Here is a 12643-nt window from a genome sequence, read left to right as displayed (position 1 = left end):
TCTTGGGGTTGGCGGACTAAATAGTACAACGTATTGGGCTCCCGGGGCAAGGGGGTCCTGCCCACCCTCCTTGACGGGGCTCCTAGAGCCTAACAGAATGGAAAGGATGCGCGCGGCCTTCCGCACCCTGGGCTGCAAGGTCAACCAGGTGGAGACCGAGGCCCTCCTGGGCTTCCTCAAGGCGCTGGAGCCGGAGGTGGTGCCCGTGGAGGCCGGGGGGGCCGACCTTGTGGTCATCAACTCCTGCGCCGTCACCACCACGGCGGAGGCGGACACCCGCAAGGAGGTGCGCCGCGCGAGGCGGTACAACCCGGAGGCCTTCATCGTGGTCACGGGGTGCTACGCCGAGCTCGCCCCGGAAGCGCTCAAGGAGCTGGGGGCGGACGCCGTGGTGCCCAACGCCCGTAAGGCCGAGCTCCCCCGGGTGATCCTGGAGCGCTTTGGCCTCCCCTCTGACCCCATCACCACCCCGCCCAACGAGTTCTGGGGGGCGGGGGAAAGGGGGTTTTTAAATAGCCGGGTCCGGGCCTTCCTCAAGGTGCAGGATGGCTGCCAGGCGGGGTGCGCCTACTGCATCATCCCGAGGCTAAGGGGCAAGGAGAGGCACCGGGACCACCGGGAGGCCCTGGCCGAGGCCGAAGCCCTTCTCCGCATGGGAATCCAGGAGATCGTCCTCACCGGCGTGCGCCTCGGGAGCTACCGGGGGCACCCCCGGGGCCTGGCGGGGCTGGTGGAGGACCTCTACCACCTGGGGGCCAAGGTGCGGCTTTCCTCCATAGAGCCTGAGGACACGGGGGAGGACCTCCTGAGGACCATCGGCCGCTACGCCCCCGCGGTCAGGCCCCACCTCCACCTCTCCCTGCAGACTGGCTCGGACCGGCTCCTCAAGCTTATGGGCCGCCGCTACGACAAGGCCTACTACCGGGACCTGGTCCAGAGGGCCTACCACCTCATCCCCGGCTTCGCCCTCACCACCGACGTCATCGCCGGCCTGCCCACGGAAACGGAGGAGGAGCACCGGGAGACCCTGGCCTTCCTGGAGGAGCTCCGGCCCACCCGGGTCCACGCCTTCACCTACACCCCGAGGCCCAAGACCCGGGCGGCCTCCCTGCCCCAGGTGCCCCCGGAGGTGAGGCGGCGCCGCACCCGGGAGCTCATCGCCTTGGCCCAGCGCCTGGCGGAGGAGAGGATCCGCCCCAAGCTCGGGGAGCGGGTGGAGGTCCTGGTGGAAAGGGTCCAGGACGGGAGGGCCCTCGGCCACACCCCCGACTACTACGAGGCCCGCCTCGAGGGCCCCGCCCGCCCCGGGGAGACGGTCTGGGCCCGGGTGTTGGGGGTGGAGGGGTACACCCTTCTCGGCCAGGTGGAGGGGGTGAAGGAGAGGGCCCGTGCGCCCTTGGAGCTTCCCATGGGATAGGATGCCTTCCATGGGGTGCGTGTTCTGCCGCATCATCGCCGGGGAGCTTCCTGCGAAGAGGGTTTACGAGGACGAGGGCTTCGTGGCCTTCCACGACATAAGGCCCAAGGCCCCCGTGCACGTCTTGGTGGTGCCCAAGGAGCACGTGGAGAAGCTCTCCGACTACCCCGACACCGAGGAAGGGGAAAGGAAGCTTGGGGCCCTCTTCCGCACCGCCAACCGGGTGGCCCGGGGCCTGGGCCTCGAGGGGTACCGCGTCCAGGTGAACGTGGGGGCGAAGGGGGGGCAGGAGGTCTTCCACGTGCACGTGCACGTCATGGGGGGCTGGGCCTGAGGAAGCGGTCCAGGACCCTCCCCTCGGGGTCCAGGGCGTAGCCCAGCAGGCCTTCCTGGCGGACCTCCAGGAAGAGGGCGTGGTGGGCCACGGCCAGGGCCCGGCTCCAGGGGAGGGGCGGCCGGGTGGGGTAGAGCCCCGCCCCGCCTCCTCCCACCACCAGGTGGGTGGTGGGGCCCACCTCCAAGCGCTCGTAGTGGTGGTCGTGGCCCGCGAGGACCAGGGCCACGCCGTGGCGGCGAAGGAGGGGCTCTAGGAGGCTCCTTAGGGCCGGGCTTCCCCCGTGGAGCCCCGAGGAGTAAAGGGGGCGGTGGAGGAGGAGGGCTTTCCAGCGGGCGCTGGAGCCCTTCAGGGCTTCCTCCAGCCAGGCCCGCTGGGCCGCGAGGTCCGCCTCGGTGTAGAGGACGAAGACCTCGAGGTCCCCGAACCGGACCCGGTAGTAGGGCCTTTCCAGGCCGAAGCGCTCAAGCTGCGCCCTAAGGCTCGGGGCGTCGTGGTTGCCGAAGGCCGGGTAGAGGGGGACGGGAGGGAGGTCCTCCAAATAGGCCTCCACCACCCTCCCTTTGGGGTAGAAGTTGTCCCCGGCGGTGAGGAGGGCGGCGAGGGGGCTATGGGCGTGCTCCCGCTGGAGGAGGGCCGCCACCTGGGCCCGCCCCGCCGTGGGTGCCCCCCAGTCCCCGATGACCGCAAGCCGCTGGCCCAGGGCCAGGGAGAAGAGGAGGAAGGGGAGAAGCCAGCGCAAGGCCTAGGCTTCCGCAGCGCCGTGGGGCTTGAGGCTGGCCTCCTCCACCCCCGCCTTCTCCACCACCTCCTCGGCCACCAGGATGGGGGCCTGGGCCCTCAGGGCCAGGGCCATGGCGTCCGAGGGGCGGGCGTCCACCTCCAGCTCTATCCCCCGGTGCTCCAGGATGAGGCGGGCGTAGAAGGTGCCGTCTCGGAGGTCTATGATCTCCACCCGCTTCAGCTTGGCCTGGAGCATTTCCATCACCGAGAGGAGGAGGTCCGGGGTGAGGGGGCGTGGGGGCTTCTCCCCCTGCAGGGCCACCACGATGTGGTGGGCCTCGAGGGGCCCGATGACGATGGGAAGGAGCTTTTCATTCTCCGCCCTGAGCAGGACCACCACGCTCCCGTTCTGGGGGTCCACGCCCAGGGTCTCAATCTTGGCGCGCAGCATACCTTGAGTATAGACTGACGGCGTGAGGACCTACCCTGTGGAGATCGCCGGGGTGAAGAGGGAGCTGCCCATTGTCCGGGTGGGGCCGGACGTGGCGGTGGCCCTTCTCAACCTCCTGGGGGACACCGAGCTCACCGAGGCCGCGGCCGAGGCCTTGGCCCAGCGCCTCCCCCCGGAGGTGGAGACCCTGGTCACCCCCGAGGTCAAGGCGGTGCCCCTGGCCCACGCCCTCTCCCGCATCACTGGGAAGCCCTACGTGGTGGCCCGCAAGACGGAGAAGCCCTACATGATCAACCCCATTAGCCGCCAGGTCCTCTCCATCACCACGGGTAAGCCCCAGCTCCTGGTGCTGGACGGGGCCGACGTTCCCCTGATCCGGGGGAAGAAGGTGGCCATCGTGGACGATGTGGTCTCCACGGGCTCCACCCTGGCGGGCCTCAGGGAGCTCATAGAGAGCGTGGGCGGCCAGGTGGTGGCGGTCCTCACCGTCTTCACCGAGGGCACGCCCCGTCAGGACGTGATCGCCTTGGGCCATCTTCCCCTGTTTAAACCCGAGTAGGAGGGCGTTTGTGGAAACCTATCCCATCAGCATCGGCGGCGTCACCCGGCACGTCCCCCTCATTGAGCCCCTGCCCGGGCGGCGTATCCCCCTAGTGGAGTTTTTGGGCGATCCGGAGCTGGTGCGGGCCGCGGCCCAGGCCCTAAAGCCCCTGGTGCCGCGCGAAACCGAGGTTCTCTTCACCACGGAGACCAGCCCCATCCCCCTCACCCACGTGCTGGCGGAGGAGATGGGCCTGCCGTACGTGGTGGCCAGGAGGCGCCGCCGGCCCTACATGGAGGACCCCATCATCCAGGAGGTGGAGACCCTGACCCTCGGGGTGGGGGAGGTGCTGTGGCTGGACCGGCGCTTTGCCGAGAAGCTCCTGAACCAGAAGGTGACCCTGGTTTCCGATGTGGTCTCCAGCGGGGAGACCATGAAGGCCATGGGGCGGATGGTGCTCCGGGCCGGGGGGCACGTGGTGGGCCGGATCGCCGCCTTCCGGCAGGGGAGCCCTGCCCTCGAGGTGGTCACTGCGGCCGAGCTCCCGGTGCTCTGACCGCGTAGACCTCTGCCCGGAGGCCCAGCCTCCGGGCGGCCTCCACGTTCTCCGGGTCGTCGTCCAGGTAGAGGGTTTCCTCGGGCTTTAGGCCCAGGCCCTCCAGGGCCAGGAGGAAGGCCCGGGGGTCGGGCTTGGCCACCCCCAGGGCGCAGGAGGCGAAGAAGCCGTCCACGTACCCGTCCAGCCCGTGGTGGGCCAGGCTTTCCCGGAGGCTCGGCAGGGTGTTGGAAAGCACCCCGATGCGGAGGCCCATGGCCTTTAGCCCCATAAGCAGGGCCTCCGCCCCCGGGGCCGGCTTCATGAAGCGGTAGTAGCGCCAGGGGAGGAGGCGCTCCTCCGGCACGCGAAGCTCCCGGGCGGCCTCGAGGGCCAAGGACCGCCACAGGGCCTCCTCCTCCTCCAGGGTGCGGACTTTAAGCCCGCCCACCGCCTCGTTCAGGACCCGGACCGCGCGCGCCAGGACGGCCAGGCTCCGCTCCAGGCCCGCCCCTTGGGCGGCGAGCTCCAGGGCCTTCTTGTACAGGGCCTCCTCGTCTAGGAGGAGGAGGACCCCGTCCCGGTCCAAGAGGGCGCCCCGCATGGGCCGAGTGTACCACCCAAGGCGCCCTCAGCCCGCCCGCCGCACCCCCCGCTCCGTGGCGAGGTAGGCCACGGGCACGTCCCAGGGGTCGCGGGGCAGGCGGGGAAGGAGGAGGGCCTCTGGGGCCACCCCTACCGTCTCTGCGGCCACCGAGGCCAGGAAGCGGTCGTAGAAGCCCCGGCCCCGGCCCAGGCGGAAACCCTCCAGGTCAAAGGCCAGGCCCGGCACCAGGACGAGGTCCAGGACCTTAGGCTCCACCGCCGGGGTGGCGGGCTCCAGGAGGCCGAAGGGCCCCGGGACCAGGGGGCCGAAGGGGTGGACGCCCAGACCTTCCCCCACCACCTTGGGCAGGTAGTAACGGGCGGGGTAGCGCTCCAGGAGGGGGGTGAGGTCCAGCTCCAGGGGCAGGGGGTGGTAGAGGAGGATGTCCTGGAACCCCCTCTCCCTGAGCCAAGGGAGGAGGGCCTCCACCACCCCTCGCCCCAGGGCCTCCCGGTCCAGGCCGCGCCAGACCTGGCGGGCGAAGCGCCTCAGGGCCAGCTTGTCCACGAGAGGAGGCTACCATCCCCCGGTCTTGACACTCAAGGTACTAAAGTGTCAAACTGCTTCCCGGGAGGGAAGGCTATGCCGGTGTACGTGTACAAGGGGCTGCACACCGGAAACTACTACGAGTTTGAGCAAGGCTTCCACGAGGATCCCCTCGAGGCCCACCCCGAGACGGGGGAGCCCTTGAAGCGGGTCATCACCCCCCCGGCCATCATCTTCAAGGGCTCGGGCTGGCACGTGAAGGACTACGCCAAGAAGGACTCCGGGACCAAGTCCGAGGGCGGGGAGGCCGACGCCAAGGAGTAGGCGCGGGCCCCGCTGAACCTGGCGGGGCTCACCTCTCGCCGCCCCCCAAGGCGGCGCCTGGGGGCCGCTTTCCTCCCTTTGGCCAACGGCTTCGTGGTGGTGCCACGTGGGGGTGGTCTTCCACGGGGCAGGAGCGCCCCTTGCGCGAGGGCGTCCACCTCGTGCCGCCTAGCCTGCAGCAGGCGGTCCCCTACGATGCCCGGGTCAAGGAGGCCGCCCTCTCGGCCCCCCAGGAGGGGAAGCGCCGGGCGGGCACCTCCATCCGCGCCCGCTCCAAGGAGGGGCTGGAGATCGGCGCAGTACCGCATCCTCCCGGACGAGGCCCCCAGGCTGCCCCGGGAGGTGGGGCCGGGCCCTCATCGTGTCCAAGGTGCGGGAAGTACAACGCCGCCGACCTCCTCAGCACCCTTGGACCTCAGGGGCCTTGCCCAGGGGCAGCCGGCTCGCTGAGGAGCACCCGGTCCCCGGGCCGGAGGGGGAGGAGGCCTTCCCGCACCTCCAGCACCCCCCGGTAGGCGGTGCCGGGGGCCACGGCCTCCCCCGGCCTGAGGTGGGCCACCTTGAGCACCCGGCCCTCCCCGTCCAGAAAGGCCACCGCCACGGGGAAGCGGTACCCCCGGGCGCTGAAGGGGGCGTCCGTGGCCTCGGGAAAGAGGTAAAGGAGGGCCTCCAGGGGCTCCTGCCTCACCCCCAGGCCCCGGGCCCAGGCCTCGGGGGTACGGGCCAGGCGGCCCTTGAGGAGGCGGGGGCCTTCCCGGGTTTCCACCAGGAGGCCCGTGAAGGGGGGTGGGCTCGGCAGGCGCCGTTCGGCCAGGAGGTAGCCCAGGAAGCCGAAGACGGCGAGCAGGATGAGGAGGCCAAAGGCGGTCAGGGGGAAGAGGGGGTTCCGTTCCACGGCTTCGGCCAAAGCCTCAGGGCCTCGCCCCCCACCCGGGCCCCCTCCTTAAGGCTCCGGCGGCGGAACCAGCCCTGGTTGACCTCGAGGGCCCCCTGGTAGACCACGCCGGGGTAGTAGACGGGGCAGGGATCGGCCCGGCAGGGCTCCATGTCCAGGATGCGGAGGATCACCCCCTCCCGGTTGAAGAAGGCGATGGAGAGGGGGATGAGGGTGTTCTTCATCCAGAAGCCGCCGGCCGAAGGCTCCGGGAAGAGGAAGACCATGCCCTCGTCCTCGGCGAGGCCTTTCCGGAACATGAGGCCCTGGGCCTGGCGCTCGGGGGTGTCGGCCACCTCCACCTTGAGGGGGTAGCGCCGGCCGTTACCCTCCACGTAGAGGGTGCTTTTGGGAAAGGTGAGGGCCAGGGCCAAGGGAAGGAGGCCCAGGACCCCCCAAAGCCAAAGGCGCATGGGCCCATTATGGCAGAAGGGGCAGGAGGTGGGCCTGGATGGCCCGCGCCACCTCCTCCTCCGGGCGGGTAGCGTCCAGGACCACGAAGCGCTCGGGCTCCGCCTGGGCGAGGGCCAGGTAGCCCTCCCGGACCTTCTGAAAAAAGGCGGGGCCAAGCCTCTCCAGGCGGTCGGGGTCCTTGACCCGGGCGAGGGCGAGCTCGGGGGGAAGGTCCAGGAGAAAGGTGAGGCGGGGCTTGAGGCCCAGGGTGGCCCCCTTGGCCACCTCCAGAAGCCAGGGGAGGGGGAGGCCGCGGCCGAAGCCCTGGTAGGCGAGGCTAGAGTCCAGGTAGCGGTCCGAGACCACGGCCTGGCCCCGCCTTAGCCCGGGAAGGAGGACCTTCCGCACGTGCTCTGCCCGGTCCGCGCTCAGGAGGAGGTACTCCGCCTCGGGGGAGAGGGCCTCCTTGAGGACCAGCTCCCGCACCCCAGGAAGCCCCCCGCCGGGTTCCCGGGTGAGGAGGACGGGAAGCCCCCGGGCCTCCAGGAAGGCGGCGAGGCGCCCGGCCTGCGTGGTCTTGCCCGCCCCGTCCAGGCCCTCGAGGGTGAGGAAGAGCCCCGGCATCTAAAGCCCCGTGGGGTGGTCCAGGAAGACCCAGGGGAGGCCGAAGCGCTCCTCTAAGTGCGCGGCCAAGGCCTTCACCCCGAAGGTCTCCGTGGCGTAGTGCCCGGCGTAGAGGACGTTCAGTCCCCGTTCCAGGGTTTCGTGGAAGACGCTGTGCTTGGGCTCCCCGGTGATGAAGAGGTCGGCGTCCACCTTGGGGAGGAGGCTCGTTCCCGAGCCCGAGACCACGATGGCCGTCTCCACGGCCTCGGCCCCGCCCTGGTGCACCAAGGGCTCCACCCCGGTGAGCTCGCCCAGCCGGTCCGCCACCTCGAGGAGGGGGGTAGGCCCGGGGAACCGTCCCTTCGCCCCCACGTCCCAGGGCTCGAGGTCCAATAGCCCAAGCCCCCGGGCCAGGACGAAGTTGTTCCCCACCTCCGGGTGGGCGTCCAGGGGCAGGTGGGCGGCGTAGAGGCTCACCCCTCCCCGGAAGAGGAGCTCCAGGCGGCGCTTGTGGTGGCCCACGAGGGGGAAGGGCTTCCCCCAGAAGAGGCCGTGGTGGACGAGGAGGAAGTCCACCCCCGCCTCGAGGGCCTTCCGGAAGATGGCCTCCCCTGCGTCCACCGCCGCCCCCACCCGGTGCACCCGTCCCTTCCCCTCCACCTGGAGGCCGTTCAGCGAGGGGTCGTGGGGAAAGTCCCCTAGGCGTAGGTACCCGTCCAGGTAGCGCACCAGCTCCTCCCGCTCCACGGGCCTAGCTTACCGGAAATCCCCTGCGAGGTGTTGGCTGGGAGCGCAGGAACCAAAAGCAAGGGAAATGACCGGTCAGTATTATGGCGGTATGGAGCCAGAAGTCCTCTTTAGGTTGCGCTTCCTCTCGGACCTGACCCCGGGCCCCGGGGGCCTGCCCCTCTTCGTCCTCACCGACATCCTGGAAGGGGACCCTCCCCGCTACCGCTCCCGCCTTGCCCTCTTTGACGGGGGGTTGCGCCTCCTTACCCAGGAGGAGGCGAAAAGGCCTTCCTTTCGCGCCCCCTTCCTCTACTTCCTGCGCCGGGTGGGGGAGGGGGACGAGCTTTTCCGTCTGGACCTCCGGGGGGGCGAGGCGGAGAGGCTCACGGAGACGGCCGGGGTCCTGGACTACGCCCTGGGCCCCGGAGGGGAGGTGGCCTTTCTGGCCCTGAAAGAACCCCAAAAACCCGGGGCGCCCCGCGTGTTTGAGGGCTGGCCCTTCAAGATGGACGGGCGAGGCCTCCTCCCCGAGGGGAACGTGGCCCTCTACGCCCTGGAGGACGGCAAGCCCCGCCTCCTCCTGGACCGTTACCCCGCCCCCAAGGAGATGGCCTACACCCCGGAAGGCCTCTACCTGGTCATGCCCGAGGACGTCCGGGCCCAGGCCGAGGGCCGGGACACCCTCTTTCTCCTACGGGAGGGGCGGCTGGAAAAGGTCTACGGGGGCGTTGGGCCCATCTTCGGCCTGGAGTGGAGCCCCGAGGGCCTCTTCTTCCTGGGGCACGCCTTTGAGCGGGGCGGGGGGACGGAGGCTAGGCTCTACCACCTCCAGGAGGGGAGGGCGCGGGTGCTCTTTGAGGGGAGCCTGGGGAACTCCTTAAACTCGGACCTTCGCTTCGGCCGGCACCTCCAGGGGCCCAAGTGGGGGGAAGGGGGGGTCTACCTGGTGCGCACGGAGGCCGGCACGGCGAGGCTCTACCGGGTGGGCCTGGACGGGAAGGCGGAGGCCCTCACCGAGGGGGGAAGCGTCCTCGCCTTCGCCCTCACGGAGGGGGGGCTTTTCCTCCTCAAGGAGGGCTTTACCCACCCCGCCCGCCTCGAGGGGCCCTTGGGCACCTTTGACCCCAACGCCGGGGTCTTGGACCTGGCCGAGCCCCTCTACACCGAGTGGACAAGCCCCGAGGGGCACAAGGTCCCGGGGTGGGTCCTTCTGCCCGAGGGGGAGGGCCCCCACCCGGTGATCCTCTACATCCACGGGGGGCCCCATACCGCCTTCGGCGAGGCCCCCGTGCTGGAGTTCCAGCTCTACCGGGCCAGGGGCTATGCCGTGGCCTTCGCCAATCCGCGGGGTTCCACGGGTTTTGGCCAGGACTTCGCCCTTCTGGAAGGGGAGTGGGGGGAAAGGGACGAAAGGGACCTCCTGGGCTTTTTGGACCACGTCCTCGCCCGCTTCCCCCTGGACCCAGGCCGGGTGGGGGTGGCGGGGGGAAGCTACGGGGGGTTCATGACGAACTGGCTCACCGCCCGCCACCCGGAGCGCTTCCGGGCCGCCGTCACCGACCGGAGCATCTCTAACTGGCTGAGCTTCTTCGGGGCAAGCGACATCGGCCCCCGGTTCACCTACCTGGAGCTCGGGGCGAAGCCCTGGGAAAGGCCCGAGGTCCTCTGGGAGAAAAGCCCCCTAAGCCTCGTCCACCGGGTGCGCACCCCCACCCTGGTGGTCCACGCGGAGGCCGACCACCGCTGCCCCGTGGACCAGGGGGAGACCTGGTACACAGCCCTCCTCCACCTCGGGGTCCGGACCCGCTTCTTCCGGGTGCCGGAGGAGGGGCACGAGCTCTCCCGCTCGGGAAGGCCCGACCGCAGGGTGGCCCGGCTTAGGGCCTACCTGGACTGGTGGCGGGAAAACCTATAGAATCAGGCCTGGTTTTCCGCCACGGGCTCGGGAATGGGGCCGAAGGCCTCCTCGTAGCGGGCCACGTTCTCGGCCAGGCTCCGGAGGAGGGCCTTGGCGTGCTGGGGGCTGGTGACGATGCGGCTCACCACGATGGCCCCGCCCTGGGGTTGCAGGAGGGCGAAGTCCAGGATGAACTCGTTCTTGGTGTGGGCGATGAGGGCGAGGTTGGTGTAGCGGCCTAGGGCGGTATCCCGGTCAATCTGGATGTCCAACTTGAGTTCGTTCATGTTAAGGCCTCCGCGATCTGGGGCAACCACCGCTTTAGGGCGAGCCGGACCCGTCCCAGGCTCCGCACCCCGTCCAGGAGGAGGAGGAGGTGATGGCCCGGCAGGGGCACGAGGAGGAGCGCCCCCTCGGGGTACTCTACCATGACCTCCTCCAGCCCTTCCTGGCCCAGGGTCTGGCCCAGGGCCTTGGCCGTGCCCAGGACCGTGGCCGCCCGGGCCGAGAGGAGGCCGGGCTCCGGGGTGTCCTCCTCCCGCACCTCTTCCACCACGAAGCCGTCCTCGCTGAGAAGGGCGGCTACCCGTACCCCTTGGGTGGCCTTCAGCGCCTCCAGGGCTTCTCGCATGGTTCCTCCTAGAGGTTTTGCAGCCTGAGGGCGATGCGGGAGAGCTCCTGACCGATGGCCCTACGGTCCATGCCCCGCTCCACCACCGCCCCCAGGAGGTACTCCCCCACCTTCAGGGCCAGGACCTCGTGGGTCTCCGTGGCCAGGGAGAAGCGGCGCACCTCCCCCGAGAGGGCCTGGGCCAGGGGGGCGAGGTGCCGGGCCAAGGAGGCGAGCTCCGCCGCCAGGACCTCGGCAGGGGGGGTTCCCCGGCCCAAGGCCTCAATGACCAGGCCGTCCAGCCCCGTCAGTACGGCCCGCTTCACCCCTAAGGGGGCAAGGGTCTCTAGGTAAGCCATCCCGTCACCTCCCCCCGGGCTGCGCCCAACCTTCCCGCCTGGAGCCGGGCCTGGCCCAGGCTAAGTACCCCGGGGCCCCAAAAGGGCCTCCTTACCGCCCTAGTTGGGGCATCCCATGTTGCGAAACCAAGGTGGGGCCACTTAGCCCCGGGCTCCAGGAGGAGGTCCTCCCGGGGCCTGGGCTTAGAGGGCGCTCCCCGCATCCGGGCATAGCCTACCACAGGGCTTCCTCCCACGAGGAGCTCCGTGGCCTGGGGAAGGTCCTCGGCGGGCGGCATGCTAGAGGGGCTTCCGCCCTTCCAGGGCCCGGCCTAGGGTCACCTCGTCCACATACTCCAGGCTACCCCCCACGGGCAGGCCGTAGGCCAGGCGGGTGGCCTTCACCCCCCGCCGCTTCAGCTCCTCTGCGAGGAAGAGGGCCGTGGCCTCTCCCTCCACGGTCATGGAGGTGGCCAGGACCACCTCCCTCACCCCCTGGAGCCTGGCGAAGAGGCCTTCCAGGTTGAGCTCCTTGGGCCCCACGCCCTCCAGGGGGTTTAGGGCCCCCCCCAGGACGTGGTAGCGCCCGGAGAACTCCCCGCTCCGCTCCAGGGCGTAGAGGTCGGCCACGGTCTCCACCACGGCGAGGACCGAGGGATCCCGGCTTTCGTCCTGGCAGATGGGGCAGAGCCCCCCCTCCGAGAGGTTGCCGCAGGCGGGGCAGACCCCCAGGCTCCGAAGCCCTTCCAGGGCCTCGCGGAGCCCTTCCGCCTCCTCCTTCTGGAAGGCCAGGTGCAGGGCCAGCTTCTGGGCCGTCTTGGGGCCGATCCCCGGCAGGCGGGAGAGGGCCCGGGTGAGCCTGAGGAGGCTTTCGGGATACCTCATGGGCTAAAGGAGCTTCCCCAGCACGTCCCCCACGCCCCCGAGCTCCCGGGCCATCTCCTTTTCCGAAAGCTCGCGGGCCTTGTTCTGGGCGTCCTGGATGGCCACCAGGAGGAGGTCCTCGAGGCCCTCGGGATCGTCCTGGAAGGCTTGGAGGGCCTCGGGCTTGAGCCTTAGGGCGAGGATCCTCCCGTGGCCGTTGGCCTCCACCTCCACCAGGCCCTGGGCGGCGCCCACCACGGTCATGGCTTCCAGCCTCTCCTGGACCTCGGCGGCCTTCTTCTGGGCCTTCTGCGCTTCCTTCAAGAGCCTTTGCAGGTTCATGCTCCCTCCCCTACCATCCTACCCGCAGGACCTGGGGCGGGCCTAGGGTCCGTGGGAAAGGGGCGGGGCTCAGGCCCCGCCCCTTCCTCGAGGCCCCTTAGTAGGGCTCGCCCTCCAGCACCTTCCGCTCCTGGTCCACGGAGACCAGGACCAGCTCAATGTGGTAGTGGGGCTCGTTCACCCCGGGGTGGGGTCCCGAGGGGATGAGGTTCACGTGGTCCACGCGGGTGATCCCCAGGGCCCGCAGGGTCTGGGTGCCGATGTCCACGTACTTCTGGCTCTCGTTGAGCTTCTTGAGGGGGACCATGAAGACCACCTTTACCAGGTTCCCCGCCTTGTCGTAGGCCAGGAAGGGCCCTTCGGGGAGCTTGGAGGGGTCCACGTAGAGGGTGCCGAGGCCGGGGATGAAGTTGGGGAGCGCCCCCTTCAGGGCCTCGCTCACGTTCACGTAGGGGGCCGGGGGCGGGGCCTTG

At 70.1% G+C, this 12643-nt stretch carries 20 protein-coding genes; 6 read left to right on the top strand and 14 right to left on the bottom strand.

All coding sequences use genetic code 11. The features are described from left to right. Nucleotides 1-106 precede the first annotated feature (106 nt). Both H531_RS0109510 and H531_RS0109505 read left to right on the top strand, forming a co-directional pair. Entirely contained in the window at nt 107-1417 is a 1311-nt protein-coding gene (locus H531_RS0109510; RefSeq protein ID WP_028490781.1) for a MiaB/RimO family radical SAM methylthiotransferase, read from the top strand. Between the two features lie 10 nt (nt 1418-1427). After that, complete coding sequence (locus H531_RS0109505; protein WP_022799115.1) at nt 1428-1751, top strand: histidine triad nucleotide-binding protein; 324 nt, start codon at nt 1428-1430, stop codon at nt 1749-1751. Here H531_RS0109505 and H531_RS0109500 read toward each other — a convergent pair. Together H531_RS0109500 and H531_RS0109495 are read right to left on the bottom strand one after the other, a co-directional pair. Then, the gene (locus H531_RS0109500) at nt 1732-2493 is read right to left on the bottom strand and encodes a metallophosphoesterase (protein ID WP_022799114.1); all 762 of its coding nucleotides are present in this window, start codon (nt 2491-2493) and stop codon (nt 1732-1734) included. The genes H531_RS0109505 and H531_RS0109500 overlap by 20 nt on opposite strands. Nucleotides 2494-2496: 3 nt before the next feature. Further along, nucleotides 2497-2925, bottom strand: coding sequence for a bifunctional nuclease family protein (locus H531_RS0109495; RefSeq protein ID WP_022799113.1), 429 nt, complete (start codon nt 2923-2925; stop codon nt 2497-2499). A 22-nt stretch (nt 2926-2947) separates the two neighbouring features. Here H531_RS0109495 and H531_RS0109490 point away from each other — a divergent pair, with 22 nt between their 5' ends. Then, nucleotides 2948-3484, top strand: a complete 537-nt coding sequence (locus H531_RS0109490; RefSeq protein ID WP_022799112.1) for a phosphoribosyltransferase family protein — start codon at nt 2948-2950, stop codon at nt 3482-3484. Nucleotides 3485-3494: 10 nt separating this feature from the next. Continuing rightward, nucleotides 3495-4022: a type I phosphoribosyltransferase gene (locus H531_RS0109485; RefSeq protein ID WP_022799111.1), complete on the top strand. Its 528-nt coding sequence runs from the start codon at nt 3495-3497 to the stop codon at nt 4020-4022. Here H531_RS0109485 and H531_RS0109480 read toward each other — a convergent pair. Together H531_RS0109480 and H531_RS0109475 are read right to left on the bottom strand one after the other, a co-directional pair. Beyond that, nucleotides 3994-4605 carry an HAD family hydrolase gene (locus tag H531_RS0109480; protein WP_022799110.1) on the bottom strand — a complete coding sequence of 204 codons (612 nt, stop codon included), beginning with the start codon at nt 4603-4605 and terminating at the stop codon, nt 3994-3996. The two genes, H531_RS0109485 and H531_RS0109480, sit on opposite strands and share 29 nt — an antisense overlap. A gap of 27 nt (nt 4606-4632) precedes the next feature. Then, nucleotides 4633-5154 carry a 5-formyltetrahydrofolate cyclo-ligase gene (locus tag H531_RS0109475; RefSeq protein ID WP_028490780.1) on the bottom strand — a complete coding sequence of 174 codons (522 nt, stop codon included), beginning with the start codon at nt 5152-5154 and terminating at the stop codon, nt 4633-4635. Between the two features lie 75 nt (nt 5155-5229). Here H531_RS0109475 and H531_RS0109470 point away from each other — a divergent pair, with 75 nt between their 5' ends. Continuing rightward, nucleotides 5230-5457, top strand: coding sequence for an FmdB family zinc ribbon protein (locus tag H531_RS0109470; protein WP_022799109.1), 228 nt, complete (start codon nt 5230-5232; stop codon nt 5455-5457). Nucleotides 5458-5872: 415 nt separating this feature from the next. Here H531_RS0109470 and H531_RS13015 read toward each other — a convergent pair whose 3' ends face one another. The 4 genes from H531_RS13015 to H531_RS0109450 are packed head-to-tail and all read right to left on the bottom strand — an operon-like array spanning nt 5873 to nt 8137. After that, complete coding sequence (locus H531_RS13015; protein WP_022799108.1) at nt 5873-6352, bottom strand: DUF192 domain-containing protein; 480 nt, start codon at nt 6350-6352, stop codon at nt 5873-5875. Continuing rightward, nucleotides 6325-6804, bottom strand: a complete 480-nt coding sequence (locus H531_RS0109460; protein ID WP_022799107.1) for a DUF192 domain-containing protein — start codon at nt 6802-6804, stop codon at nt 6325-6327. The genes H531_RS13015 and H531_RS0109460 overlap by 28 nt, the downstream gene beginning before the upstream one ends. 7 nt (nt 6805-6811) lie before the next feature. After that, complete coding sequence (tmk, locus tag H531_RS0109455) at nt 6812-7408, bottom strand: dTMP kinase (RefSeq protein WP_022799106.1); 597 nt, start codon at nt 7406-7408, stop codon at nt 6812-6814. After that, complete coding sequence (locus tag H531_RS0109450) at nt 7409-8137, bottom strand: Nif3-like dinuclear metal center hexameric protein (protein WP_022799105.1); 729 nt, start codon at nt 8135-8137, stop codon at nt 7409-7411. Between the two features lie 91 nt (nt 8138-8228). Between H531_RS0109450 and H531_RS0109445 the strand changes: the two genes are divergently transcribed. Continuing rightward, the gene (locus H531_RS0109445; protein ID WP_022799104.1) at nt 8229-10034 is read left to right on the top strand and encodes a S9 family peptidase; all 1806 of its coding nucleotides are present in this window, start codon (nt 8229-8231) and stop codon (nt 10032-10034) included. Nucleotides 10035-10036: 2 nt separating this feature from the next. On the opposite strand, the gene H531_RS0109440 is transcribed toward H531_RS0109445, so the two are convergent. From H531_RS0109440 to H531_RS0109410, 6 genes are all read right to left on the bottom strand, one after another. Beyond that, entirely contained in the window at nt 10037-10303 is a 267-nt protein-coding gene (locus H531_RS0109440; protein ID WP_022799103.1) for a DUF3467 domain-containing protein, read from the bottom strand. Beyond that, nucleotides 10300-10647, bottom strand: a complete 348-nt coding sequence (locus tag H531_RS0109435; protein WP_022799102.1) for a roadblock/LC7 domain-containing protein — start codon at nt 10645-10647, stop codon at nt 10300-10302. Before H531_RS0109435 ends, H531_RS0109440 begins: the two co-directional genes overlap by 4 nt. 8 nt (nt 10648-10655) lie before the next feature. Continuing rightward, a complete protein-coding gene (locus tag H531_RS0109430) occupies nt 10656-10985 on the bottom strand; it encodes a roadblock/LC7 domain-containing protein (RefSeq protein WP_022799101.1) in 330 nt (109 codons plus the stop codon). A 279-nt stretch (nt 10986-11264) separates the two neighbouring features. Beyond that, on the bottom strand, nt 11265-11849 hold the full coding sequence (gene recR, locus H531_RS0109420) for a recombination mediator RecR (protein ID WP_022799100.1): 585 nt from the start codon (nt 11847-11849) through the stop codon (nt 11265-11267). A 3-nt stretch (nt 11850-11852) separates the two neighbouring features. After that, a complete protein-coding gene (locus H531_RS0109415) occupies nt 11853-12170 on the bottom strand; it encodes a YbaB/EbfC family nucleoid-associated protein (protein WP_022799099.1) in 318 nt (105 codons plus the stop codon). A gap of 97 nt (nt 12171-12267) precedes the next feature. Beyond that, nucleotides 12268-12643, bottom strand: a 376-nt coding sequence (locus H531_RS0109410) for a DUF5602 domain-containing protein (protein WP_022799098.1), incomplete at its 5' end; no start/stop codon positions are given.

Origin of the sequence: Thermus islandicus DSM 21543, from assembly GCF_000421625.1 — a bacterium.
GTDB lineage: Bacteria > Deinococcota > Deinococci > Deinococcales > Thermaceae > Thermus > Thermus islandicus.
This window is presented reverse-complemented; position numbering and strand designations above follow the sequence as displayed.